18 protein-coding genes are annotated in these 26,420 nt (G+C 69.8%); 6 read left to right on the plus strand and 12 right to left on the minus strand.

Going from position 1 to position 26,420, the window contains the following annotated elements:
* Position 1: 1 nt before the first annotated feature.
* Together ACIBQX_RS36410 and ACIBQX_RS36415 are read right to left on the minus strand one after the other, a co-directional pair.
* Positions 2-1,552 (minus strand): tryptophan halogenase family protein, encoded by a 1,551-nt coding sequence (locus ACIBQX_RS36410; protein ID WP_397012721.1) that lies wholly within the window; start codon positions 1,550-1,552, stop codon positions 2-4.
* The gene (locus ACIBQX_RS36415) at positions 1,549-2,808 is read right to left on the minus strand and encodes an MFS transporter (RefSeq protein ID WP_397012723.1); all 1,260 of its coding nucleotides are present in this window, start codon (positions 2,806-2,808) and stop codon (positions 1,549-1,551) included. Before ACIBQX_RS36415 ends, ACIBQX_RS36410 begins: the two co-directional genes overlap by 4 nt.
* Before the next feature lie 208 nt (positions 2,809-3,016).
* On the opposite strand from ACIBQX_RS36415, the gene ACIBQX_RS36420 reads away from it, so the two are divergent.
* From ACIBQX_RS36420 to ACIBQX_RS36430, 3 genes are read left to right on the plus strand one after another with little or no spacing between them, the layout of a single operon-like run.
* Entirely contained in the window at positions 3,017-6,988 is a 3,972-nt protein-coding gene (locus ACIBQX_RS36420; protein ID WP_397012725.1) for an amino acid adenylation domain-containing protein, read from the plus strand.
* Complete coding sequence (locus ACIBQX_RS36425; protein WP_397012727.1) at positions 6,985-10,173, plus strand: amino acid adenylation domain-containing protein; 3,189 nt, start codon at positions 6,985-6,987, stop codon at positions 10,171-10,173. Before ACIBQX_RS36420 ends, ACIBQX_RS36425 begins: the two co-directional genes overlap by 4 nt.
* Complete coding sequence (locus ACIBQX_RS36430; RefSeq protein WP_397012729.1) at positions 10,170-10,766, plus strand: TIGR00730 family Rossman fold protein; 597 nt, start codon at positions 10,170-10,172, stop codon at positions 10,764-10,766. Before ACIBQX_RS36425 ends, ACIBQX_RS36430 begins: the two co-directional genes overlap by 4 nt.
* 26 nt (positions 10,767-10,792) lie before the next feature.
* On the opposite strand, the gene ACIBQX_RS36435 is transcribed toward ACIBQX_RS36430, so the two are convergent.
* Positions 10,793-11,821: an aldo/keto reductase gene (locus ACIBQX_RS36435; RefSeq protein WP_397012731.1), complete on the minus strand. Its 1,029-nt coding sequence runs from the start codon at positions 11,819-11,821 to the stop codon at positions 10,793-10,795.
* Positions 11,822-11,949: 128 nt separating this feature from the next.
* Between ACIBQX_RS36435 and ACIBQX_RS36440 the strand changes: the two genes are divergently transcribed.
* Positions 11,950-12,528: a TetR/AcrR family transcriptional regulator gene (locus ACIBQX_RS36440; protein WP_397012733.1), complete on the plus strand. Its 579-nt coding sequence runs from the start codon at positions 11,950-11,952 to the stop codon at positions 12,526-12,528.
* Positions 12,529-12,544: 16 nt separating this feature from the next.
* Here ACIBQX_RS36440 and ACIBQX_RS36445 read toward each other — a convergent pair whose 3' ends face one another.
* The 8 genes from ACIBQX_RS36445 to ACIBQX_RS36480 form a co-directional block, all read right to left on the minus strand.
* Positions 12,545-13,450 (minus strand): alpha/beta fold hydrolase, encoded by a 906-nt coding sequence (locus ACIBQX_RS36445; RefSeq protein ID WP_397012735.1) that lies wholly within the window; start codon positions 13,448-13,450, stop codon positions 12,545-12,547.
* A 181-nt stretch (positions 13,451-13,631) separates the two neighbouring features.
* Complete coding sequence (locus ACIBQX_RS36450; RefSeq protein ID WP_397012737.1) at positions 13,632-15,512, minus strand: serine/threonine protein kinase; 1,881 nt, start codon at positions 15,510-15,512, stop codon at positions 13,632-13,634.
* A gap of 163 nt (positions 15,513-15,675) precedes the next feature.
* Positions 15,676-16,419: a class I SAM-dependent DNA methyltransferase gene (locus tag ACIBQX_RS36455; protein ID WP_397012739.1), complete on the minus strand. Its 744-nt coding sequence runs from the start codon at positions 16,417-16,419 to the stop codon at positions 15,676-15,678.
* Between the two features lie 54 nt (positions 16,420-16,473).
* Entirely contained in the window at positions 16,474-16,851 is a 378-nt protein-coding gene (locus tag ACIBQX_RS36460) for a MerR family transcriptional regulator (protein ID WP_397012890.1), read from the minus strand.
* A gap of 182 nt (positions 16,852-17,033) precedes the next feature.
* Entirely contained in the window at positions 17,034-18,017 is a 984-nt protein-coding gene (locus tag ACIBQX_RS36465) for an SDR family NAD(P)-dependent oxidoreductase (protein WP_397012741.1), read from the minus strand.
* A gap of 393 nt (positions 18,018-18,410) precedes the next feature.
* Positions 18,411-18,734 (minus strand): DUF4387 domain-containing protein, encoded by a 324-nt coding sequence (locus ACIBQX_RS36470; protein ID WP_397012742.1) that lies wholly within the window; start codon positions 18,732-18,734, stop codon positions 18,411-18,413.
* Positions 18,727-20,133: an acyclic terpene utilization AtuA family protein gene (locus ACIBQX_RS36475; RefSeq protein ID WP_397012744.1), complete on the minus strand. Its 1,407-nt coding sequence runs from the start codon at positions 20,131-20,133 to the stop codon at positions 18,727-18,729. Before ACIBQX_RS36475 ends, ACIBQX_RS36470 begins: the two co-directional genes overlap by 8 nt.
* Positions 20,134-20,194: 61 nt before the next feature.
* Positions 20,195-21,487, minus strand: a complete 1,293-nt coding sequence (locus ACIBQX_RS36480) for an MFS transporter (protein ID WP_397012746.1) — start codon at positions 21,485-21,487, stop codon at positions 20,195-20,197.
* 100 nt (positions 21,488-21,587) lie between these two features.
* Here ACIBQX_RS36480 and ACIBQX_RS36485 point away from each other — a divergent pair, with 100 nt between their 5' ends.
* The gene (locus ACIBQX_RS36485; protein ID WP_397012748.1) at positions 21,588-22,322 is read left to right on the plus strand and encodes a GntR family transcriptional regulator; all 735 of its coding nucleotides are present in this window, start codon (positions 21,588-21,590) and stop codon (positions 22,320-22,322) included.
* A 45-nt stretch (positions 22,323-22,367) separates the two neighbouring features.
* The gene (locus ACIBQX_RS36490) at positions 22,368-24,041 is read left to right on the plus strand and encodes an FAD-binding dehydrogenase (protein ID WP_397012750.1); all 1,674 of its coding nucleotides are present in this window, start codon (positions 22,368-22,370) and stop codon (positions 24,039-24,041) included.
* A 226-nt stretch (positions 24,042-24,267) separates the two neighbouring features.
* On the opposite strand, the gene ACIBQX_RS36495 is transcribed toward ACIBQX_RS36490, so the two are convergent.
* Positions 24,268-26,373, minus strand: a complete 2,106-nt coding sequence (locus ACIBQX_RS36495; protein WP_397012892.1) for a hypothetical protein — start codon at positions 26,371-26,373, stop codon at positions 24,268-24,270.
* Between the last annotated feature and the right edge of the window lie 47 nt (positions 26,374-26,420).

The following is a 26,420-nucleotide window of genomic DNA, read 5'->3' on the forward strand; positions in this document are numbered from 1 at the left end:
GTCACCGGCCCTTCTCGTTGATCGACACCAAGTACTCCCGGGCTGAGGGCAGCCCGGCGACGAGCTGCCGGGCGTCGCTCTGCACCATCGCCAGCTCGGCGCGGGCTCTGGCCGGGTCCAGATGCTCCAGCGCGGGCCTGGGCCGCGCCGGCTGCCGGCCGAGCCCGAGCAGCATCGTGATCCACGAGTACGTCTCGAACCCGTGGTAGTGCGGGTAGATGCCGTGGTCGTCCGGCAGCACCGAGGAGGCCAGCCGCAGTCGCTCGGCGAGCCCCTCGGGCAGCGCGCGGGTCTTGGCGTCCTGCCAGTAGAGGGTGTCGTTCCGCGCCGCCGCCCGATAATGCAGGACCAGGAACTCCTTGACCCCGTCCACGACATGCGCGACGCGCCGGTTGTAGCTTTCGGCGAGCGCCGGGTCCCACCTGGCGTCCGGGAAGTACTTGACGAGCTGCTCGATCGCCTGCTGGATGAAGAAGATCCCGGTGGACTCCAGCGGCTCGACGAACGCGCTGGACAGGCCGACGGCCACGCAGTTGTTCACCCAGGAGCGGCGGTTGCGGCCGATCCGCATCCGGATGTGGTTGGCCTCCAGATCGTCCATGCCGGGCGCCACGTGCTGCCTGAGCGTGCGCTCGGCCTGCTCCGGCGTGCAGTAGGCGTCGGAGTACACGTAGCCGTTGCCGTTGCGGCCGTACAGGGGGATGGTCCAGATCCAGCCCGCGTCCATCGCGTGCGCGGTCGTGTACGGGGCGATCTCGTTCCGCGCGGGATCGCGTGGCACGCGCAACGCGACGGCCCGGTTGTTGGGCAGCACGTCCTCGAAGGAGTCGAACGGCTCCCCCAGCGTCTTGTTGATCAGCAGCCCGCGGAACCCGGTGCAGTCCACGAACAGGTCGCCCGCCACCCTGCCCTGCCCCTGCGTGGTGACGTGGCTGATCCAGCCCCGCTCGTCCTGGCCGACGTCGACCACGTCGTCCACGACGTGCTTGACGCCGCGGGCCACGCCGTACTCGGTCAGGAAGGAAGCCAGCAGGGCGGCGTCGAAGTGATAGGCGTACGGGAACTGCGCCCGCTGCTCATCCAGGGTGGAGCGGCCGAGCGAGTCGTCGAGGGAGGCCGCGAACAGTGACCCGTCCATGGTCCTGGGCGAGCGGCGCGCCTCGCACAGGTAGGGGGTGACGAAGCAGCCGAGGTCGAACGTCCGGCTGTGGTCGCCCTCCTTGAGCCACCACTCGGCCAGGTTGAACCCGTCGGCCACCCGCATGCGCTCGAACGGGTGGTAGAAGTGGTGGCCGGGCGCCCGCCAGTCCTGGAACCTGATGCCCAGCTTGTACGAACCTGAGCAGGGCGGCATCCAGTCCCGCTCGTCGAGCCCGAGGTAGTCGAAGAAGTGACGTACGGTGCTGAAGGTCGCCTCGCCGACGCCGATCGTGGCCACGCGCGCCGACTCCACGAGCGTCACGTCGAGGCGATCGCCGAAAGCGGCCTTGAGATAGGTCGCGGTCATCCACCCGGCGGTCCCGCCGCCGACGATCACCACTGACTTGATCATTTGATGCTCCCTGTTGGGTGGTTACGAAGCCGGCCGGCTGCTGCGCCTGGCACCTTGCGGGAAAGGCCGAAATAGGCGATCACCGCAGCGAGAATGTAGAAGCCTGCCTGAACGTCCAGCAGGACGACGGTGTCGACGAACCCGTCGGCCAGCCCGGCGATCAGCATGCCCAGAGCCTGGAAGCCGCCGAACACCGTGAGGAAGGCGGCCATGACGCGCCCCAGGTATTCGTCGGGAAGAGCCTGCTGGAGAAGGGCGAACGTGCCCGTGGAATTGGCGATCCCCGGAATTCCCACGGCGATGAACAACAGCACGTACAACGTCATGGCCTGGGTGAAGTAGGAGCTGTTCCACATGGTCAGGGAGAGCAGACCGACCAGGAGGGCGCCGCCGACGATGAGGCTACGGTGACCGGCCCGCGCACCGACCCAGGCGATGACGAAGCCGCCGATGACGCCGCCGATGGCTTGCACACCGCGCAGCACCCCTATCTCAGTGCCGCCACCGTGCAGGACCTCGGCGACGAAGACGACGAACAGCACCAGGAACATCCCCTGGGCGATCGAACCGGCCGCCGTACTCAGCAAGAGGTTACGGACGTCGCGGCGGCTGATGATGAAGGCCATGCCTTCGTACCAGGCGCGTAGCAGCGTCGGCCGCTCGGCTTCAGACCCGTGCCCAGCCCCCTTCCGGGGGAAGCGGGCGATGGCGATGACCAGGGCCGCGAGCAGATAGGTGACCGCATCGCCGATCACCACCGTCGTCAGGCCGCCCGAGGCGACGGCCAGGCCGCCGAGCGAGCTGCCGATCAAGCGAGCGACGTTGGCGCTGAGCCCCATGAGACTGTTGGCCGACACCAGATCCTCAGCAGGGACCAGGGTCGGCAGCGCGGCGCTCCTGGCCGGCTCGAAGAGCTGGGCCAGCAGCGCCTGAGCAGGTGCGATGAGATACACGATCCACAATTGGTCGCTGTGGTGCACGGCCAGCAGCGGCAGCAGGAGTACGCCCTGCGCCGTCGCGACCACGACCATCGTGACCTGCCGGTTCCACCGATCCACCAAGACCCCGGCCAGTGAGCCGAAGACGACAGCCGGAACCAGCTCCAGGATGAACACGGTCGCCATGGCGAGCGTGGAGGACGTCAGCATGAAGACGTAGACCGGCAGTCCGATCAGCAGCAGCCAGTCGCCGATCTCCGAGATGAGCCCGCCGAACCACAGGAGGGTGAAGTCCCGTCGGCGCAGAACGGCTAACACAGGTCACGCTCGGGCGCCATGTCGAAGGGCGCCGGACCACACGGAACTGAGACCATGGGCATCAGCCTGCGGACCTTCGGCGGAGATGGGCAAGAGGTGTCGGGCATTCTGCCACCGGAACTGCCGTGGGCAGATATCGCGGCAGCTCGGGTGCGGGTTGCCCGCACCTCATTGAGCGGCGTCTCACCGCCCTCCGACACTGACTCCTGTGTCACCTACCACGCAGACACCCGCCGCATTCATGTCCCCGGCCCAGACACGTCTGTGGCTGATGAACGAGCTGGGCGCATCCAGCGCCGCCTACAACATCCCGATCGCCGTCCGCCTGTACGGGGTCCTGGACCGAGCAGCGCTGCGGGCGGCGATCGGCGACGTCGTCGACCGGCATTCGACTCTGCGCACGGTTTTCCCCGCACCCGACGGCGTCCCCCGTCCGGTGCTCCGCGAGGGCGTCGCGGCCCGGCCGGTCATGGAGGTCGTCGAGTGCGGCGAGGAGGAACTCCCCGCCCTGCTGGCTGACCGGACGCGAGCCGGCTTCGACCTGCCCAGCGATCTGCCGATCCGGGTGACGCTGTTCCGGTTGCGTCCCGACGAACACGCCTTGCTGGTGACCCTGCACCATATCGCCGCCGATGGCCTGTCCATCGCGCCGCTGATGCGCGACCTGTCCACCGCCTATGCCGCCCGGCTGACGGGAACGGCGCCCGACTGGCCGGAAGCGACCGTGGACTACAGGGACTACGTGGCCTGGCAACACGAGGTCCTGGGCGACGAGAACGATCCCGGCAGCACGATCAGCCGGCAGCTGGAGTATTGGCGGTCGGCGCTGGCCGGGATGCCCGAGGAGCTCACACTGCCCACCGATCGGCCCCGGCCGCCCGTGCCGAGCCACCGCGGCGGCATGGTCGACTTCGAGCTCTCCCCCGACCTGCACGAAGCCCTCGCCGGGCTGGCCCGACGGTCGCGAGCCAGCCTCTTCATGGTCACGCACACCGCGTTGGCCGTCCTGCTGTCGGCGCTGGGCTCAGGGGACGACGTCGCGATCGGCACCACCGTCGCCGGACGGTCCGACGAAGCGCTCGACGGCGTGGTGGGGTTGTTCATCAACTCGCTCGTCCTGCGCGCCGACCTCTCGGCCAACCCGACGTTCGCGGAATCGGTGGATCGCGTCCGAGCGGCGGACCTCGCGGCGTTCGCGCACCAGGAGCTCCCGTTCGAGCGCTTGCTGGACGCTCTCCGGCCCACGCGATCACTCAGCCGCAATCCTCTGTTCCAGGTCCTGTTCGAGCTTCATCAGGACGACGAGCAGGAGCTCGTGCTGCCCGGCCTGCGGACGCGGCCCGAACCGGTCCCGAGTGGGGCCGCCAAGTTCGACCTGACGTTCATGCTGTTCGCCAGGAGCGACGCCGCGGGAAACCCCGCCGGAGTCGTCGGCCGCCTGGAGTACGCCGAGGATGTCTTCGACCGGTCCACCGCCGAGGCTCTGGCCCAGCGCTATCTGCGCGTCCTGGAAACCGCCGCAGCCGATCCCGATCAGCCGATCAGCCGCTTCGCCATCCTCTCCAGCGACGAGCACGAACGCATCGTCGGCACCTGGAACGCCACGGAGCTGGAGATCCCGGACACGACCCTGTCCGAGCTGTTCGAGGAACAAGTGGCCCAGCGACCCGACGCGGTAGCCATCGTCGACACCGACGGCACCGAGATCACCTACGACACCCTCAACAAACAAGCCAACCAACTCGCCTGGCACCTACGCGCCACAGGCGTCACCACCGAAACCTTCGTAGCCGTATGCCTCGAACACAGCCCCCACACGTTCGTCGCCCTCCTCGCCATCCTCAAAGCCGGCGCCGCCTACGTCCCCCTCGACCCCCACCACCCAGCAGACCGACTCGCCCACGTCCTCCACGACACCACCGCCACCACCCTGCTCACCCACACCACCCTCACCCACCGCCTCCCCACCGACTACCCCGGCACCATCCACACCCTCGACAACCAACCCCCCAACACCACCCACCCCAACACCAACCCACCACCCACCCACAGCCCCGACAACCTCGTCTACACCATCTACACCAGCGGCTCCACCGGACAACCCAAAGGCGTCCTCATCACCCACCGCGCCCTCATCAACTACCTCCACTGGGCCACCGACGGCTACCACACCGACGCCCACCACGGCGCCCCCATGCTCGGCTCCATCGCCGTCGACCTCTCCATCCCCAACTTCTTCCTCCCCCTCATCACCGGCAAGAACATCACCCTCCTCCCACCCGACCCCCACCACCAACACCACGCCCACCTCCTGCGCCAACCCACCGACTACAGCCTCCTCAAAATCACCCCCGGCCACCTCGACATGCTCCGCGAACTACTCCCCACCAACACCACACTCACCTCCGTACGCACCTACGTCATCGGAGCCGACGAACTCCGCGCCGAAACCGCCACCGCCTGGCGACACATCGCACCACAAGCCCGACTCATCAACGAATACGGCCCGACGGAGACCGTCGTGGGCTGCACCGTTCACCAGCTCGCCGAGGACTTCGACGCATCCTCGCCGGTGCCGATCGGCAAGCCCATCGCGAACACCCGCATCTATGTCCTGGACCGTTTCCTCCGGCCGGTACCGCCCGGAGTCGTCGGCGAGCTCTACATCGCCGGCACGGGTGTCGCGCGCGGTTACCTGAACCAGCCCGGACTGAGCGCCGGCCGCTTCGTCGCCGATCCCTACGGCCCCCCGGGCACGCGCGTATACCGCACGGGAGATCTGGCGCGGTTCACGCCTGACGGCACCATCCAGTTCCTGGGGCGTGCCGATCATCAGGTGAAGCTCCGCGGCTACCGGATCGAGCTGGGCGAGATCGAGGCCGGGATCCTGCGCCATCCCGGCGTCAGTGAGGCAGTGGTGGCCATACCCCCTGCCACCGACGCCGATCATCTGCTCGTCGGCTATGTCGTCCCGGCCGCTGACACCCGCCCGAGCCCGGCCGACCTGCACGCCCACCTCGCGCGGTTCCTGCCCGACTACATGATCCCCGCGGCATGGGTCCTGCTGGACCGCCTCCCCCTGACCCCGGCAGGCAAGATCGACCGCGCCGCGCTGCCGAAGCCGGCGATGTCCCCGCCCGGAGGACGAGCGGTCGGCACCGAGCTGGAACGCTATCTGTGCGAGTTGTTCGCGGAGACGTTGAGCATCCCCACGCCTGGTCCCGATGCCAACTTCTTCGACCTCGGTGGGAATTCGATCCTGCTGGCGCGCGTCGCGGCCGGCATTCGCAACGCTCTCCAGGTCGAGGTGAGACTGACCGACCTCTTCGGCGCCCCGACGCCGGCCGCGCTCGCCGGCAAGATCAAAGAGGGCCGGGGCGGACCGGCCGAGGTCCTGATTCCCATCAGCCCCCACGGCTCGGCGACGCCCCTGTTCTGCGTCCACCCGGCCAGCGGCGCCAGTTGGGGCTACCTCAACCTGGCCCGGCACCTCTCGGCGGACCGTCCGGTGTACGGAATCCAGGCGCGTGGCCTCGACGAGCCCGCCCCGCTGCCGGCCAGCATCGAGGCCATGGCCGAGGATTACGTGGCGCAGCTCCGCCGGATCCGGCCGGAAGGGCCGTACCACCTGCTCGGCTGGTGCTTCGGCGCCGTGGTGGCCTTCGAAATGGCTCGGCAGTTGCAGCGGGACGGCGCGGAGGTCGGCCTGCTGGCTCTGGTCGGACCACATCCGCTGGGCTGGCAGGCGTACACCGAATGCCCGCCCGCCGCCGAGGTGCTCGCAGCGTTGCTGGAGGACCATGACGTCGTCAAGGACGGTGTCGACCTCACCCCGGACGCGGTGTCCTCGGCACTGGACGGCAGCAAGTCGCTCCGGGAACAGGGCTTCACCCCAGGGCAGGTCCGCCGCCTGGTCGACATCGGTCTGAACAATCCGCGGATCGAGTGGGACTACCGTCCGCCGGAGAAGGCCCTCCGCGGGCCCGTGCATCTCTTCGCCGCCGATGCCGACGACGCCGGCCGTCCGATCCCGATCGTGGAAACCTGGCGGCCGTACATCGACGGTGACATCACCGTTCACCACTACGCCGGCACTACCGATGACCTGCTGGCCGGTCAGCTGATCGACCGGGTCGGCTCGGATCTCGACGAGGTGCTCGAAGGAGGCGTACGCCGATGAAGGCCTCGCTGATCGAAGAGGTTCTGCCGCTCACCCCGTTGCAGGAGGGGCTGTGGTTCCACGCCAACTACGATCGCTCCAGGGCGGACGTCTACGTCGGCCAGTGGGTGCTGGGGCTGCGCGGCCCGCTGGATGTCGACGCTCTCCGGCAGGCCGCCCACGAACTGGTCCGGCGCCACGGGAACCTCCGGGCGGCGTTCGTGCAACGCCGCGGCGGCGAACTGGCTCAGCTTGTCGTGCGGGAGGTGGAGGTCCCCTGGCGTTTCGTGGATCTCTCCGACGACCCGGCCTCCGCCGAACGGAGCCTCGCCAAGCTCACGGACGAGGAGCGGGAACTTCCGTTCACCATGACCGCCGCGCCGCTCCTGCGGTTCGCCTTGATCAAGCTCGGCTCGGGGGTCCACCGCCTCGTGCTGACCGTGCACCACATCTTGATCGACGGGTGGTCGGCTCCGCTGCTGTTGCAGGAGTTGTTCGAGCTCTACCACGACGAGCGACGCGGCCGGGTCCGCTCCGGCGAGGTGCTCCCGTACCGCGACTACCTCAGCTGGCTCGACCGGCAGGACCATGAGGCGACCGAGCGGGCCTGGCTGGACGAGCTCCGCGGCATCGAGGAACCCACCTTGATCGCTCCGGCGCATGACGGGACCGGCGGCAGGCGGGAGTCGCTCGACCTGACCTTGCCGGCGGAAGCGACCGGCCGCCTCATCGGTTACGCACGCGCGAGCGGGCTGACGCTCAACACCGTCTTACAAGGCGTCTGCGGCGTAACGCTCGCCGGCCGGACGAACCGCGACGACGCGGTGTTCGGCGCGACGGTCTCCGGCCGCCCGGCGGAGATTCCGAACGTCGACCGGATGATCGGGTTGTTCGTCAACACGATCCCGGTCCGCGTACGCTGCCGTCCACAGCAGACCTGGAACGAGACGCTGCGGGCGTTGTGGGCCGCGCAGTCCCGGCTGCTCTCCCATCATCACCTCCGACTCAGCCGGATCCAACAGCAGTTGGGCATGGGGCCGCTGTTCGACACGGCGTATTCGTTCCAGAGCTATCCCGACGGTTTCGGCGAAGCCGCAGCGGTCGCCGGTGAGCTGGTCGTGGAGGTGTTGTCCGCCGACGACGGCACCCACTATCCCCTTGCCATCCAGGCGGCGCCCGGCCCGGAGCTACGCATGCGCCTGGCCTACGCACCGGATCTCCTGGACCGCTCGGTCGTGGACTCCATCGGTGACCAGATGGCGTCCTCGCTCACCGATCTCCCCGACTCCGGGGGGCGGTGCGTCGGGACGGCTCGGCTGCTGTCCGGGGCCGAGCTCGACCGGCTGCGACAGGACTGGGCCCACGCCGACGCGCCCCTGCCCGCCGGCTCGCTGACGCGGCTCGTCGAGGCGCAGGCGGCCGGCACACCGGCACAGCCCGCGGTCGTCACCGAAACCGGGACGCTGACGTACCAGGAGCTGAACGAACGCGCCAACCGGCTGGCTCGCCTGCTGACGGCTCGCGGCGCCGGACCCGAGCGGATCGTGGCCCTGATCCTCGAACGCTCCGCCGACATGGTGGTCGCGATGCTGGCGGTCATCAAAGCCGGGGCCTGCTATCTGCCGCTCAACGCCGACGAGATCGATCCGCGCACCGCACGGATGGTGGCCGACTCCGAGCCGTTGTGCGTCATCACGCACGAGACGCTGGCTCCCCGCCTGGCGGACCTGGAGGCTCCGCTCCTGGTCCTCGACTCGTCGCCGACCGCTGAGGCGTTGGCCGGTCAGCTGAGCGCCAACCTGTCCGACGAGGAGCTCACCACGCCGGTGCGACCGCACACCGGCCTCTACGTCACCTATACCTCCGGTTCCACCGGGCGGCCCAAGGCCATCGTGAACACCCACGAGAACCTCGTGGCCCTGGTCCTCGACCGCGTCTGGCACAACGGCAGCCAGGAGAAGGTGCTGGGACACTCGCCGCCCGCCTTCGATGCCACCGCCTACGAGACCTGGGTGCCTCTGGCTCGCGGCGGCACGATCGTCCTCACGTCGCCGGGCCGGTTCGACCCGGCCGAGGCCGCCCGGTTGATCCGGCGGCATGGCGTCACCGCGATGTTCCTGACGGCGAAGCTGTTCACGGCCATGGTCGAGGACGACCCCGGCTGCCTGGCCGGATTGCACGAGGTATGGAGTGGCGGGGAGGCCGCGCGGGTCTCCACCTTCGACCGCGCGCTGCGCGAGGTGCCGGGATTGTCCGTCGTCAACGTCTACGGCCCGACCGAGACCGCCGTGTTCGCCACCCGCCGGACCTTCAGCGACGCCGGCCACCTCGGCGCGACGGTCCCGATCGGCACGGCGATGGACAACACCCGTGTCTACGTGCTGGACGCCGCCCTGCGGCCCCTGCCCGCGGGGGTGGTGGGTGAGATCTACATCGCGGGCGCCGGCCTCGCCCGCGGCTATCGCGGCCAGCCGGGCCAGACCGCCGAACGGTTCGTCGCCGATCCGCTCGGCCCACCTGGCAGCCGGATGTACCGGACCGGTGACCTGGGGTGGAACCGCCCGGACGGTGACCTGGAGTTCGCCGGCCGCGCCGACCACCAGGTGAAGATTCGCGGCCACCGGGTCGAGCCGGCCGAGGTCGAAGCAGCGTTCTTGGGTCTGCCCGAGGTCACGCAGGTCGCCGTCGTGGTCCATGAGCACCGTCCTGGGGACAGGCGCTTGGTGGCCTATGTGGTTCCGCGGGACCGGCACGGTGCCGATGCCTCCTCCCTCCGCAGCCGGGCCGGCCGAGCCCTGCCCCACTACCTGGCGCCGGCCGCCGTCGTCCTGGTGGCGGACCTGCCGCTGACGACCAACGGGAAACTCGACCGGGACGCGCTTCCGCTGCCCGACTTCGGCTCGGAGCGCCGAGGCGGCTCACCGATCACCGACGATCAGCGAGCCATGTGCGCTCTGTTCGCCGAGATTCTCGGCGCCGACGAGGTCGGCCTGGATGACGACTTCTTCGACCTCGGCGGAGACTCGCTGTCGGCCATCCGCTTGGCCAACGGCATCCGGCGCGACCTGGGTGTCGAGGTCGGCATCCACCAGATCTTCGAAACCCCCGCCGTCGCGGCGCTGGCCGCGTGCCTTCGCACCGCGCCCGCGGCCAAGCCCCGGCTTCGACCACGACAGACGCAGGTCACCTTCTTGGAGGCACCATGATCCCTCGTAACTTCCGGGTATGCGTATTCTGCGGATCGCGGCCCGGCAACTCTCCCCAGTACATGGAGTTCGCCACGCAGCTCGGTATGAGCCTCGGGCAGAACAGCATCGACCTGGTCTACGGAGGTGGCCGGACCGGCATCATGGGCGCCGTCGCCGAAGGCGCCGCCTCCTTGGGCGCCCACGTGACCGGCATCATTCCCCACCACCTGCTGGAACGCGAGCAGGTCGCCGGCTTCGCTAGCCAGCTGCACGTGGTGGACTCCATGCACGACCGCAAGAGGTTGATGTACGCGCTGGCCGACGGCTTCGTCGCCCTGCCCGGAGGCATGGGGACCATAGAGGAGCTGATGGAGGTCCTCACCTGGGCTCAGCTCGACCTGCACACCAAATCAGTCACCCTGGCCAACGTCGGCGGATACTTCGACCCCCTGCTCACCTGGCTGGACCAGGCGCTGGAGTGCGGTTTCATCTCCTCGGCCGATCGCGCGCTGGTCACTGAGGTCACCACGGTGGACAGCGTTCTGGAATGCCTGCGCCTGTCGGCGTCCGTCACCGAATTGCCGGCCGGCGCCGCGTCCCTCAACGGGTGAGCAGCCGGTCCCGCTCGCGGGGCGATCTATGCGGCGATCCGTTCGCCGGTCGGGCGTCGGCGCAGGTGGGGCTCGGTGAGGGCGGGCGGGTCGTAGACCATCTGGAGCCGGCCGACGTCGGTGCCCGGCGGGACGATCATGTCGATCCGGTCGAGGACGTCGTCGCTCAGCACCACCTCGGCACCGGCGAGAAGGTCGTCGAGCTGTTCCATCGTGCGCGGGCCGAGGATCGCGGCGGTCACCCCACGGTGCGCGATCGCGAACGCCATCGCCATGTGGGTCAGCGAGATCCCGGCTTCCTCCGCGATCGGGATGAGCTGCTCCACGGCGTCGATACGGCGCTCATCGCTGAGATGCGCGAAGTAGGGGCCGCTCCGGGTCAGGGCCGACTGCCGCCCCTTGCGTACGCGGCCGGTGAGCAGGCCCTGCGCCAACGGGCTCCAGACGATGGCGCCCATGCCGTAGCGCTGGACGGCGGGCAGGACGTCGCGTTCGGCGCCGCGGTCCAGGATGGAGTAGGGCGGCTGCTCGCAGCGGAAGCGTTCGAGCCCACGGCGCTCGGAGATCCACTGCGCCTCGACGATGTCGATGGCCGGCTGCTTCGAGGTGCCGATCACGCGGACCTTGCCGCTGCGTACCAGATCGGAGAGGGCGGAGAGCGTTTCCTCCAGGTCGGTCTCGGTGTCGGGGCGATGGTACTGGTACAGGTCGATGTGGTCGGTCCGCAGCCGGCGCAGCGAGTCCTCGACAGCGGTCATGATCCAGCGGCGGGAGGCGCCTCGCCGGCCGGGGTCCTCGCCCATGGGGTTGGCGAACTTCGTGGCGAGCACGACGGCGTCGCGACGGTCCTGGATGGCCTTGCCGACGATCTCCTCGGACTCGCCGCGGGAGTACACGTCGGCGGTGTCGATCAGGTTGACACCGGCGTCGAGTGCCTTGTGGATGATGCGGATCGATGCGTCCTGGCCGGTGTCGAACATGGCGCCGAAGTTCATGGCGCCGAGTGCGTAGGGGCTGACCTGGATGCCTGTGCGGCCGAGGGTACGGTAACGCATGGGAGATCTCCACGGTGTGCGACAGGAATCGGAGAATGTCTCCGCTTGCGTCGGCTACTATATGGAGAAAGTCTCCGCTTTGGCAACGCGATGTGGAGAGACCGTCCGGTTACGTTTGGGAGGACCCCGTGGGCGCACCGTCACAGCCGCGGCCGATGCGGGCCGACGCGCGCCGCAACTACGAGCACATCGTCGCCACCGCGCGCGAGGCGTTCGCCGAGCTGGGCCCGGAGGCGCCGCTGGACGTCATCGCGCGGCGCGCCGGCGTCGGGCCCGGCACGCTGTACCGGCACTTCCCCACCCGCGAGGTGCTCATCGAGGCCGTCTACCGGACCGACATCGCCGACCTGACCGACCGTGCCGCCGAGTTCGCCGAGCGGCATGCCCCGGGTGAGGCGCTGGAGTGCTGGGTGCGCGAGCATTTCCTTCCCGCGCAGGAGCAGCGAGGTGTCGCGACGACGCTGAAAGACGCGCTGGCCAGGGCTCCCGAGGCCTTCTCGCAGGACAAGGAGCGGTTCAACGACGCCACGGACGAGCTCGTGCGTGCGGCACAGGATGCCGGAGCCGTCCGGCAGGACGTCGAGACGCGCGACATTCTGCGGATGGCGTACGGCATCGCGGTGACCTCCGAGGGCGCGCCGGAGTCCCGCGAACGCATGCTGACCGTCATGTTCGACGGCTTGCGCCCCGCCCGGCCTTTCGAGTAGCCGGCGGCCCGACAGGTCACCGAGCGTTCGCCGCCTGCGAGGTGACGCGCTGGATGGCCTTGACGGCGATTTCGGGCTGGTCGACGTAGATGTGGTGCCCGCTCTTCGCGGCCGTGCTGAGCTTGCTGTCGCTGGACAGCGCGAGCCACTTGCGCTGGCCCGCGGCCCACGCCTTCTCCAGGCTCGGCCCGTACTCGGGGATGGCCGCGAGGTACTGCTGCCCGTGCTGGATCACCTCCACCGGGATGTTCCCGGCGGAACGGACCTCCCCGTCGGTGATGACGAGCATCTCCGGGTTCTGTCCCTCGAACACCGCGAGGTTCTGCGCGCGCATCTCGGCCGCCGGGCCCTTGGCGGACTCGGGGATCGCCTTCTTGATGTCGCCGAGCATCGTGGGTGACGTGGCGTCCATCAGGACCACTCCCTTGACCCTGTCCTGATGGTCGGGGGCGTACCTGGCGGCGATCAGCCCGCCCAGCGAGTGCCCGGCCAGCACGACCGGGCCGTCACCGGCGACGCGGTCGAGCACCCCGGTCAGGACCTTCCCGGTGCTGTCCAGGCTCTGCGCGCCTTCCGGCTTGCCACTCGCGCCCGAGCCGAGCCGGTCGTACGAACAGACCCGGTTCTTCTCGCTCAGCGTCTTCTGGACGGCGGCCATCTTGTCCAGCCCATCCCCCGCTCCGTGCATCAGGATGATGACCGGAGCGCCCTGCGCCGGGTCGCCCGAACAGGACACGTTCACCGACTGGCCGGCGACGTCGATCTTCTTGGTCCCGGAGATCAGGTCGGCATCGGCCTTCTGCGTCGCGGCGGCGAACGGGTCCCAGTTCTCCATCGCGTCGCCGTCACAGCCGGCGAGTCCCCCACCGATCACGGTGCAGCACAGCGCGGCCATGACGGATGTCTTGAGCTTGCGGATCATGATGTCCTCCGGTGATTGGTTCATACGATGGGACAGCGGCCGAAGCGGGCCGTTGACCGCGTTGTCAACGCTAGGGAATCGACGGTCCCGGATACGTCCCCGCGAGGTGGACACTCGCCGGTAGCTCGCACGGGGGACGAGCACAGGGGACGAGCACAGGAGATGAGCGCGGTTCGCGAGGCTAACCCGCCGCGGGCTTGGAGATCTCCCCCGCCTCCTTCCACCCGCGGTAGGTCGTGGTGAACACCGACTCGTACATGCCGCTGCCGCTCACCGGAACCTTCCAGGTCAGGACGAATTTCTCCGGACGGTTGTCCTCGTCGACGGTGAGCTCGTAATCGATGTACGAGTTGTCGTCCTGCCCGTCCGCGTTCCCACCCCGCCAGGAGTTCAGCAACATCCGCAACCGGCCGCTCGTCTCGGCCGTGCGCAGGCCGCCGCGATAGGTCCGGCCCGTCCGGCGCATGTCGGCGGAGTGCATGACCACCTGGTGGACGACGGACGGCCCGGCCAGGCCGGCGACCATGAACGCGTACCAACGCGCGCTCCCGGCCTTCTGATCCGCCAGGGCCATGGCGGACGCGCCCGGCTTGTCCACGTACAGATCCCCGCCTGCGACAACGTAGCTGGCGGCAGGTGTGTCGGAGGGGGTGATCCGCATCTGGAAGTCGTCCTCGGCCGAGGAATCGCGGCCCAGGAGGCGGCCACTCGCCTTCGCGGAGACGCTGCTCTGCGTGAAGGCCCCGGCGAAGGAGAAGGTGGCGGCGGGGGTGGCACTGATCGCCAGGTCGAGGGCGGCGGCCAGGTCCGCAGGGGTGTCCGGGACGCTCGCCACGGGGGACGCCGGTGGCGACGACGGGGCGCCGGCCGTGGCGGAAGCCGACGATTCCGTACGCCGCCCGCTGGGTGAGTCCGGCTGGACGTTGAGCAGGATCGCGCCCGCGCACCCGACGGCCGCCACCACGGCGACGACGGGCGAGGCTCGCCGTAAGCGGCTCTTCCGCGCCCGGACGGGCTCCGACGGCCAGTCGGCGACACCTCCCCCGGGTGGCGCGGTATCTCTCTGTCTGGCGGCGTCGCTCCCGGGAGGTGCGGTATCTCCCGGGCCGGCGGCGTTCCCGGGTAAGACCCAGACGCGCTTTAGCCGGGCCGTGACGTCGGTCGCGGGATCCCTCGTCCGGCGCCCCGTCTCGCCATGGTGATCGCGCCAGGCGTCGGCGACCACCGCCAGCACCTCGGCCATGGCCGGACGTGCCCCGGGCGCCTTCGCCAGGGCCCTGTCGACCGTCGGGCGCAGGCCCTCGGGCACCTTGGCGGTGTCGACCGTCGCGGTCATGACCCGGTGGGCGAGCACCTCCGGGCGGCTGGCGCCGTACGGCTGCTCCCCCATCGCCGCGTACACGACGACGAGCGCCCAGCCGTAGACGTCGGCGGCCGGTCCTGCCGGGGTGCCGGCGTAGTCCTCAGGGCTCACCCATCCCGGAGAGCCGATCACGTGGCCGGTCGCCGTGAGGGACGTGCCGTCGAGCGCGCGGGCGATGCCGAAGTCGACCAGGCGCGGGCCCGCCGGAGAGATCATCACGTTGGAGGGCTTGAGATCCCGGTGCACCACGCCCGCCCTATGGACGGCGACCAGCGCCTCCGCGAGCCCGGCGGCGAGCCCGAACAACCCGTCGCCGCCGAGCGGCCCCTCGACGCGTACGTGCTCGTCCAGCGTGCGCCCGGCGATGTACTCCGTCGCCAGCCACGGCTGCCGGGCGTCGGCGTCGGCCGCGAGCATCCGTACGCAGCAGGTGCCCTGGACCCGGCGCAGCATCGCCACCTCGCGCCGGAACCGTACCCTGAACTCGGTGTTCGCGGCATGCATGTCGTGGATCAGCTTGACCGCGGCCCGCCGGCCGGCGGCGTCGACGCCCGCGTAGACGATCCCCATGCCGCCGGCCCCGAGCCGTCCGGTGATCCGGTACGGTCCCACCTCCGCCGGATCGCCCTGCCTCGGGGCAGCGACGCCTGAGGGCGGATCGAAGGTCCGCTGGGGGTTGGGGCGAGGGGGGATACGCAAGAGGTCGTCCCACTCCGGGCTCGTTGACATGATCGCGCAAGAGTATTCCAGAGTGACGAGTCAAGACGGGGCGACTTGCGCATATCCCCGGCATCGCGGACATTTTGCGGGGCTCATGACCAGGTCGCGGTGTGACTGTGTCGACCAGCGCGGACGGGGAGGACTACGGGGTAAGGCGAGCCGGCTTCCGCCAGACCGAGACATGGCTCCTGCTGTCGCCGGTGAAGGGCTCCCGAGCCCAGTCCGCCCAGCGCTCGCGCAGGCTCATCCCGGCGATCCGCGCCATCAGGTCCAGCTCGGACGGCCACACGTAACGGTGCGGCGTGGAGCGGGTCTCAAGCTGCCCGCCCGTCACCCAGTAATGATGGGAATACGCGATCTGCGCGGCGACGTCGTACTCCTCGAAACCCAGGTGCGCCGGAGTCACGGTGAACGCGTGAACGGTCTGGCCAGGCGGCAGGCGCCGCAACTCCGGGACGTAGTTCTCGATGACGAAGCAGCCGCCGGGCTCCAGATGCGCCGCCGCGTTGCGGAAGCACTCGACCTGCTCGTCCTGCGTCGTGAGGTTCGTGATCGTGTTACGCACCAGGTAGACGAGCGCGAAGGTCCCCTCCACCCGGGTCGTCGCGAAGTCGCCGGTGACCACGGCGACGTTCTCCGCGCCCGGCTTCGCCCGGAGCCGCGCCACCATGGCGGGTGACAGGTCGATCCCCCGCACGCGGACCCCCCGCCCGCTCAGCGGCAGCGCGATCCGGCCGGTGCCGACGCCGAACTCAAGCGCGGCGCCCGACCCGGCCAGGTCGGCAAGGAAGCTCACCGCCGGATCGACGACCGCCGGATCGAACAGCTCCGGCCACTTGGCCTCATAGGTCTCCGCCACATGCTCACCGAAATGGTCCTCTGGCACAGTCCCACTGTGAGCACCGGCCCCCGGTGGCCACCACTCATTTTTTCGCGTGAGTCAGGAGGCCAATGCCGTCCGGAGGGTCGCGCGGTGTGCCCGGTTCACGGCCATGAGCTCATCGAGGGTGTCCCGGGTGCGGATGAGGTCGGCGATGTGCTCGGACAGCCGGTCGCGTTCCTGGGCCATCCGCGCCAGCGCGGCGTCGGAGTTCTCCTCGCTGGGGGAATCGGTGCACGGCAGCAGTTCGATGATCGTGCGGCTGGACAGGCCGGCGGCATACAGCCGCTGGATGAGCCTGACCCGCTCGATCTCGCGACCCGTGTAGTGGCGCTGCCCGCTGGCACTGCGGGAGCTGATGAGCAGCCCCTGCTCCTCGTAGTAGCGAAGGGACCGGACGCTGACTCCCGTCCGTGACGCCAATTCCCCGATGCGCACGTCGTCCTCCCAGCTGTGACCCCTGCCATAGGCCGTTGCCTCTGACATCCATGTGAGGTTCTAGCGTAACCGCAGTGCCCGAGAGCGGGCGCCGTGGAACGCGAAGGAGCCTTGGGGCGGTGACGCGGGCCACCTGACGTGCTCCGCGTACCAGTACACGGGCCTGACGCCGGAGCGCCGGGTCACGCCTTGAGCATCCGCTCGCTCAGTTCCCAGAGCCGCTCGGCGGACCGCGGGTCGATGGAGTGGGACACGACGTCGGCCGAGATCTCCCGCGCGGTGACGGGCGGCTGCTCGTCGTTCAGCCGGGAGACGTCGTTGTTGTTCAGGTAGACCCCGCCGATCTCGGCGAGCAAGGGACTGGTGGCCCCGAACACGATCGTGGCGGCTCCCTGCCGCAGGGTCTTCTTCCCACGCTCGGGGTCGATGATCGGCCGGCCGGACTCGTCGACCAGTCCCATCGCCCGCTGCGCGTCCTGGCCGACCGCGCTGTTGAAGGCGGTGGCGGCCACGACGCCCGGGTGCGCGGCGTAACCACGGATCCCGTCGGCGGCCCAGCGGCGGTCCAGCTCGACCGCGAACAGCACGTTGGCGGTCTTGGACTGGGCGTAGGCGAGGCCGGGGTCGTAGCCGCCGGTGGTGAAGTGCGGGTCGTCCCACAGGATGCCGGACATCCGCTGGGCACCGGACGTCGTGTTGACCACCCGGGCGCCGTGGGCGGCACGCAGCGCGGGCAGCAGGCCCAGGGTCAGCTGGAAGTGGCCGAGATGGTTGGTCGCGAACTGCGCCTCGTAGCCGCGCGCATCCCGCACGATCTCGGCGGAGCCCGAGAAGGCCGCGTTGTTGAGCAGGATGTGCAGCGGACGGCCGGAGCCGGCGTAACGGGCGGCGAAGGCGTCGATCGAGGCCGGGTCGAGCAGGTCGAGCCGGCCGACCTCGACGCCTTCGATCCCGGCCACCGCGGCCGCGGCACGGTCCGGGTCGCGCGAGCCGACGGTGACCGAGGCGCCGGCCTCGGCCAGCGCACGGGTGGCCACCAGGCCGAGCCCGGAGTGGCCGCCGGTGACGACGACGTTCCTGCCGGACAGGTCGAGGCCCGCGAGGACGTCGTCGACCGTCGACGCGGCGGTGAATCCGGTGCCGATGGGGTGTTGCCTGTGAGCCATGAGAGGCGTCCTTCAACTGGTGGATGTCGGTGTGAACGCTCCTTCACGGCCGTACGCCGAATAAAGCGGAGCGTCGTTCCGGTACTATACGGAAGGACGTTCCGGTCATGCAAGCCGCCGTCGCGGCGATGCCCCGCCCAACGCGGTGGCCATGGCGAGCAGGTGCCGATCGGCGCCCGGCCCGGCATTCGCCACCAGCCGCAGCAGGGAGCCGCCGGGAGATCGCGATCTCCCGGCGGTGAAACCGGGCCGCACCGGGTGTCACGGCCGAACTCGCCGCCTTGACGAACGCACGTCCACCGTCGGCCAGACGCAGCCGGGCGGCCAGGCCCGCGGCGTAGGGCCTGCTGTCACGCGGTTCGTCGGTCACGGCGGCTCCGGGTTGGGGAACTGTCAAGCGGGCACGAGCGCCGCCAAGGGGACGTGGTGCTGGCCCGCGTGGATGTCCCGGTCGCGCAGGCTGCCCTGCGCCACCGGGCGGGGGAACGAGATCTTCACGACGTTGAGGGCGGGGATACGGAAGATCTGGATGTCCGCCGGGTCGAGGTCGTACAGTCTCGCGATGACTTCCTCGTTGATGAAGCCCTCGTCGGCGACGGTCGCGTAGCCTTCGGCGTCGCGCATGAAGAGCTCCATCGTGACCCAGAACGGGCCGGCGTTCTTCGAACGGACCTCCAGGGCCAGTTCGCCCAGCGTGGGCCTGCGGTCGTCAGTCACGGGTGTCACCTTCGGCGATCTCGATGCGGAACATGTCGGTGGGCTCGTCGACGTCCACGACGTGGTTGAGCACGAACTGGTAGGCGGGGCCGCGCTCGCTCTCGGCCGGCGAGGTGGCGAAGGCCAGGCTGGGCAGGTAGTCCATGTCGGGAGTCGGGAGATGGAGCATCAGCGGATTCGCGATCTTGGCGATCGCGGTGGCCGTGGCCTGGTCCGGGGCGTTGACCAGCAGCATCACCCCGACCTCCCGGGGCGGCCCGGACGCCGGGTCGATGGCCCCCAGGACGGCGTTGTAGCCGTAGAGACGGAGGTCCATGGCGTATTCGGCGGGATCGAGGTGCAGGGTCTGCCGCACCCGCCCGGCGAGGACCTCGTGCATCAGCGCGGCCCACTCCTCAATCCGGGCGAGGATGTGCGGATCCCGGATGGCGGTGAAGGACATGGTCTCGTAGCCCGTGACGCGGGCTCCTTCGAGCTTGATCGTGTACTGGTCGGCGAGTTCGAAGCGGGATCCCTCGACCCGCACCCGGCGCTCGTCCAGCGCGGTGTAGACCGCGTCGGAGACCACCAGCGTGCCCGCCGGCTCGCGCATCTCGAACGGGTTGACCGTCTCGTAGAGCATGTGCGCCGCCACCGACGTCGTGGTGCACGCGGCGGCCGGGTCCAGTGGCTCGACGGTGAAGCCCTCCTGGTCGATGCTGGCGAGGACGCCGCCGGTGCGCGGGTTGGTGGTGCACTGCCCGCCACACTCGATGATCTTGGACGCGTGCCAGGTGGGGCCCGCCGGCATGCCCTTCATCAACGGGTACGCGGCGGCGACGGCGGTGTCGGTGGCGCGGCCGGCGAGCACCACGTCGGCCCCGGCCTCCAGGGCCAGCACGATGGGTTCGTGGCCCATCATGCCGACGATGTGGCTGCAGCCGTCCAGCGTGGCGGCGTCCAGGTCGCCCATCGGGGGCAGCGGGTGCACCCGTCCCTCGTTGAGTTTCTCCTTCAGAGCGGCCGCCGTCTGCTCGCTGTAGACGCGGGCGACCTTCAGGTCCAGGCCCTCCTCCCGCAGGATTCCGTCCACGATGCCGGCGACCCAGTCGACGCCGGAGTCGGTGCCGCTCGTGCCGCACGAGCCGACGACCAGCGGAATGCCGGCGCCGGCCGCGGCCCGCAGCAGGATCCGCAGGTCACGGGCGACGGCCGCGGCCGTCGTCTTCGCCGTCCCCGAGCCCAGGTAGTACGGCCCGGAGTCGGTGGAGCCACCGTCGAGAGCGATCACGTCGGCGCCGAGCTCGATCCCCCGATCGATCGTCTCCTTGGGGAACCCCGCCCCGAGCATTCCGCTGGGGGCCAGGACCCTGATCGTGTCCTTCGGCACGCGATCCTCGGTCGCGGGTGTCCTCATCATGTCGTCCTCATCTCGTCAGTGATCGCTGGTCATGCCGGCCCGGCGGGCCTTGGCGGGGTGGTCACTCGGCGCTCTCCCTGTTGTCGCTCGCGCGCCGGAGCCGGTCCACCCGGATGACCAGCGCGACGGCGATGACGGCCAGGACGGCGGTGTGCAGGAGCATCAGATGCCATCCCGTGAGGTCGACCGCCAGACCGACGAGGGCCGGCCCGGCGAATCCCCCGCTGGCCCATCCGACCGTGTACAGGCCGGTGTACGTGCCCAGGACGCGGCTCGACGGAGCCAGGTTCCACAGCACGACGAGTGCGTTGATCATGAACCCGGTGGCGCCGGCCGCCGCCAGGCACAACGCCACGACGGTCATCGTCGCGCTCTGGAAGACGGTTCCGAGGATCATGCCCACGGCGAGGATCGATATCCCGGAAGCCATCACCCGCAGCCGCCCGAAACGCTCGGCGAGCAGCGCCGCGGGGAAGGCGGCGAGGATGAAGACGATCCCGCTCGGCAGCGTCAGTCCGCCCGCCTCGCCGTCGGACAGGCCGAGGACCTCCACGCCGTACGGCGTCATCAGAGAACGTGAGGAGAACCATGCTCCGCCGAAGACGAAGACGGCGAAGATGACCAGAAGCCGGCTCCGGTCGGAATCGAAAACCAGGTCGCTGATGACGGTCCTGAACTTGACCTTGACGTTCGTGTCACGGGATCCGGTGGCCGCCGACGCCTCGTCCTCCGCGAGAGCGGCCTGGTAGGCCGGCGAACGGTTGTCCCGTACCCGCCAGACGAGCACCGCCACCGCCACCAGCATGATCCCGGACGGAACGGCGAAGGCCAGCTTCGGGTGGTCGTCGACCAGCAGCAGGCTGACCAGGGCGGCCACGATGACGGTCAGCGCTGACGCGATCTTCACCACGGCGTTCGCCCGGCTGCGGCGCTCGGGCTCGATGAAGTCGGGCATGAGCGACTCGCTGATGGGCTTGGAGCTGTTCATCACCAGCGCGTAGAGGAAGATCGCCAGGATCAGCCAGCCCAGTGACGTCATGTGCGGGATGAGCAGGAACAGTGCCGCGCCCACCGGCATCATGACCGCCAGATACGGGATCCGGCGGCCCCACGCGGTCCGGGTGTTGTCCGACCGGTTGCCCATGTAGGGCTGGATGAAGAGGCCCAGCAGGTTGTCCATGCCCATGATCAGGCCGATCACGGCGGCGCTCGCGACGTGGTCCCGCAGGAGCTCGGGCACCCGGCTGTCGTAGAAGTTCCAGGTCGACTCCTGGGCGAACACCGCCAGGGCCACGTAGAACGTGATCCTTCTGGTGTCGGCCGTACGGCTTTCAGCTCGCGTTGCGCTGGCCATGACGTCCTCCTCGGCTGTGGCAGGAGTCACACTAGTTGCCATAGCAAAAAAGTCAACGCATATCATCTGGGTACGCCATTGCTGCTGTTATCGTGAGGCCATGATGGTCAAGTCGACGACGGACCGGCCCCCTGCGCGCGGCGAGACCCGGGCCGATCTCGCCTACCAGACCCTCCGGGAGGCGATCGGGACCGGCAGGCTGCGCCCCGGCGAGAAGGTGACCGAGCGGGGCCTGGCCGAGCAGCTGATGGTGAGCCCGACCCCGGTGCGCGAGGCGCTGCTCCGGCTCGAACATGACGGGCTCATCCAGCGCACGGGCCCCCGGACGGTCGTCGTGGCCGACATCGCCGAGCGCGCCATCGACGATCTCGCCGAGGTGGAGATAGGTCTGCGGGGCCTGGTGGCCCGCTTCGCGGCGCGCAACGCCACGCCGGAGCAGCTGGACGTTCTCGACGCGATCCTCGACGACGCCGACGACCTGCTGATCGTCATCATCACCCGGCACCGCAACGGCGAGAACGTCGACCGGCACATCACCGCGCTGCTCGACCGGATGCAGGAGTTCAACGACGCGGTGAACGCCTGTGCGGCCAACCCGATGCTGATCCGGCTCCTGGAGCAGTCCCAGGTCTTCTCCCAGCCCGAGCGCCGGGCCCTGCGCCTGGAGAAGATCGCCGCCGACGACCACTTCGGGCTGGACCGCTACGCCGGTCACCGCGCCCTGGTCCGCGCCCTGCGGCAGGGCGACTCGGCGACCGCCGAACGGTTGGTCATCGAGGACGTCCAGGGCGGCCTGGCGGCACTGGGCGCACGCCCCCGCAGGAAGAGCGGATGACCGTCGCTTCACCATCAACACGCGCTCGAACAAGGGAGTACCACTATGGACGCGGACGTCATCATCGTGGGTGCGGGACTGTCCGGGCTGGTCGCGGCCCAGGAGCTGACCGGCCAGGGCCGTAAGGTGGCCCTGGTCGATCAGGAGAACGCCGCCAACCTGGGAGGGCAGGCCTACTGGTCGTTCGGCGGGCTGTTCCTGGTGAACTCGCCCGAGCAGCGCCGGCTGAGGGTGAGGGACTCCTTCGAGCTGGCATGGAGCGACTGGCAGGCGAGCGCCCGGTTCGACCGCCTGGACGACGAGGACGCCTGGGCGGTGCGCTGGGCCCGTGCGTACGTCGAGTTCGCCGCGGGTGAGAAGCGGTCGTGGATTGCCGCCCAGGGCATCAAGCTGACGCCGATCGTGGGCTGGGCGGAGCGCGGTGGCCTGCGGGCCGACGGTCACGGCAACTCCGTGCCCCGGTTTCACGTGGCCTGGGGCACGGGAACGGGCGTGGTGGGCCCGTTCGTGCGCAGCGCCGAGCGAGCGGCCGACGCGGGACTGCTCACGTTCTACCACCGTCACCAGGTCGACGAACTCGTCGTCCAGGACGGCGCCGTCACCGGGGTGCGGGGCAGTGTCCTGAAGGACGACCCCTCGCTGCGGGGGGTGGCCTCCAGCCGTGAGACGACGGGCTCATTCGAGTTGACGGCGCAGGCGGTCATCATCGCCAGCGGCGGGATCGGCGGCGACCACGACCTGGTACGCCACTACTGGCCCCAGCGGCTGGGCACCGCCCCGCAGAACATGATCACGGGCGTGCCGGCGTACGTGGACGGGCGGATGCTGGCCATCAGCACCGAGGCGGGAGCCCGCATGGTCAACCGGGATCGGATGTGGCACTACACCGAAGGCGTGCAGAACTGGAACTCCATCTGGCCCGAGCACGGGATCCGGATCCTCCCGGGGCCGTCGTCGATGTGGTTCGACGCGCTGGGCCGCCGCCTGCCGGACTCGTGCCTGCCCGGCTACGACACCCTCGGCACCCTCAAGTATCTGCGCACCACCCCCGACATCGCCGGATACGACCACTCGTGGTTCATCCTCAACCAGAAGATCATCGAGAAGGAGTTCGCCCTGTCGGGCTCGGAGCAGAACCCGGACATCACCAGCGGGAACCGGCAGGCGGTGCTGCGGAGTCGGATCTTCGGCAAGGGGGCGCCCGCTCCCGTGGAGGCTTTCAAGCGGAACGGCGCGGACTTCGTCGTCGCCGGCACGCTGGACGAGCTGGTGGCGAAGATGAACGACCTGACCGACAAGCCGCTGCTCGACGCCGGCGAGCTGCGCCGCCAGATCGAGGCCCGTGACATGCAGATCGACAACCCCTACAGCAAGGACGCTCAGGTGCAGGGCATCCACAACTCACGGCGCTTCCTCGGCGACCGGCTCAGCCGCACCGCCACCCCGCACCACATCCTGGACCCGCAGGCCGGTCCGCTGATCGGGGTCAAGCTGCACGTCCTGACCCGCAAGAGCCTCGGCGGCATCCAGACCGACCTCGATGCGCGCGCCCTCGGCCTGGACGGCACCCCCATCAGCGGCCTGTACGCGGTCGGCGAGGCGGCCGGGTTCGGCGGCGGTGGCGTCCACGGCTACAACTCCCTGGAAGGCACCTTCCTCGGCGGCTGCCTGTTCTCCGGCCGCCAGGCCGGCCGCGCCGCCGCCCAGGCGGTTGCGTAAGGACGACCAGGCCCAGGGGCGGGGCCCGTGGCGAACCGGTCGTGAGGAAGGCTCGCGAGCTAGCTGTACCAGTGGTCCCCCTAGGGGGTACCTACCTGGACTGAACCAGGTGAGAAGGAAGCGCGCGAATGGCCTCACGACCAGGATGCGAGGAGAGCGGGAAGGCTGGAGATAACGCGTATGCGTGAGAAGGAAGCCCTCCCATGGCCTCACGATCGTGACCTTATCAGGCGGGGATCAGCTCGTGCAGCGTCGCCGGCGTGTACACGCGCGTTCCCTCCGGCAGGTCGGCCGGCGCCTGCAGCCCGATGTACGTGGTGTGCCCGGCCGTCGAGTTCTTCGCCCGCAGCAGGTCGGCCAGATGGCGGACCCGCAGGTGGTCGCGCTCCACGATCGAGCGCACCAGCAGGGAGGCGGTGACTCGGTGGCCTTCCACCTGGTTGAAGTGCGGGTACCCCTTCAGGTAGAGGTGCAGCCACTTCACCCACCAGCGGCCGTCGTCGTCGCGCAGGACGACGAAGGGCAGCGCGACGCGGCCCGCGCCGCGCAGGTCGGACTTCATCCGCACCGTGCGGGGTTCGAACGGCCTGCCCTCCTGCTCGGCGTCCCTGGTCATGTAGCCGAAGAACGCCTCGGCGGCCTCGTCGAAGCCCTCGCCGGTGAAGATGAAGACCTGCGGGATGATGATCGGCCTGGTCGCGTCGGCCAGCCGGACGTTGATGAACTCCGACGCGCCGTCTTTCGCGCTGGTGAGGTCGCCGGAGTACTCGGCGAAGTCGTTGCCGTAGTTCGTCCACGAGATGTGCTCGGGGCTGCCGAAGTCGGCGTCGAGCATGAGCGCGGACAGATCGTAGTCGGTGCGCTGCCCGGCCTGCCGCCAGTGCACGAAGAACCGCAGCAGCTCGCCGTCGACCGGCGACAGCGATCCGCGCGGCAGCATGCCCAGGCCGGGGACGACGGCCTTGCCCGACAGGGGCAGGGCGACGTCCAGCACGTCGGGATCGATGACCAGCTCGCCCGGGTCGGGCAGGCGGCGGGTGATCTCCTCGTCCAGCATGGCGACCGCCCGCGCCAGGACCTGCTCGCCGAGCGGCGCGCGGGCGTCGGGGGCCGCCCACGCTCTGCCGTGCCGGTTGACGAAGACGCGGCCGGAGACCGGGGCGAGGCGGTTCTGCAGGTGCTCGCGTAGCGACAGCAGAACGCGGCCGGAGGCGCCCGTCGCGGCCTTCTCCGCGGCGTCGAGCACGGCCGACGCGGAGTGGCCCGTGCGCAGCAGGTGGTCGAGGCGGCGCAGCAGCGCGCCCGGCGTCTTCTCCAGGAGCGCGACCGCGTCGCCGGTGCGGCCCGCCGACAGGGCGGCCTCGACGCGCCCGTCGAGGCTCGCGGCCCGGCGCACCCCTCTGGCCACCTCGAAGACGTGCGCGGCCCGAGGAAGGCGCGGGTACTCGTGGGGGTGCAGTCGCTCGCCGAGCCGCTTCCACTGCTCCCGGTGGCGGGGCACGTCACCGAGCTTGGCCGGGATGGCGACGGCGTCCAGCGCCTGGAGCAGGACGCGGCGCTCGGCGCGGCGGAACGAGCGGAACCTGGTCGGCGCCGACAGCGTGACGTCGCCGCCGGAGACCCCGCAGGCGAGCCGCAGCACGTCGGTCACCGTGTCCACGAGCAGCGGCCGTCCCGCCGCCAGGCGCACCTCGTTGACGATGGCGCGGTTCTCACGCACCGGGACGCGCTCCGGCTCGTCGGCGCAGAACCCGGCCAGGGCGCGCAGCACCACGAGGTCCTCCTCGGCGAGCGGCGACTCCGAACCCGCCAGCGAGAAGTAGAGCTCGCGCGCCTCCTCCTCCAGGCTCCCGCCCAGGTCCAGCACGGTCACCCGGTCGCCCGCCAGCGGGAGCAGCTCGGCGTGCGCGGCCAGCAGGTCGGCGTAGCCGTGCTGGTAGCGACCGTAACCCGGCAGCGTCAGCAGGTTCAGCGTCGCCGGCTGGACGCGCGCGGCGGCGACCGGGTCGAGCAGGACCTCCCCCAGCAGGCCGGCCCAGAACTCCAGGGTGTCGGGAACGTTCTCGGGAAAGTCGATGAAGTACGCGTTGTGCTGAACGTGGTCGCCCACGAGCTCGCGAACGGCGGCCAGGACGCGAACGCCAAGGTCGACCACGGTCTCGCCGCGCAGCCCGGACAGCCGTTCGAGCAGCGCCGGCGAGCAGGCGAAGCCGACGCTGAGCAGCGCCGCGTCGAGCTGGCGGGCGGCGGTCTCCCCCCAGCCGGGCGTGGGACCGGCAGGGGCCGCACCGACGGGAACGCGGAGCCGCCGGGCGATGACAAGGGATTCCATATCGTTCACGAGCGCACGATACCGGCGAAACACCCCCATGATCGGGA

Origin of the sequence: Nonomuraea sp. NPDC049714 (assembly GCF_044465295.1) — a bacterium.
Taxonomy (GTDB): domain Bacteria; phylum Actinomycetota; class Actinomycetes; order Streptosporangiales; family Streptosporangiaceae; genus Nonomuraea.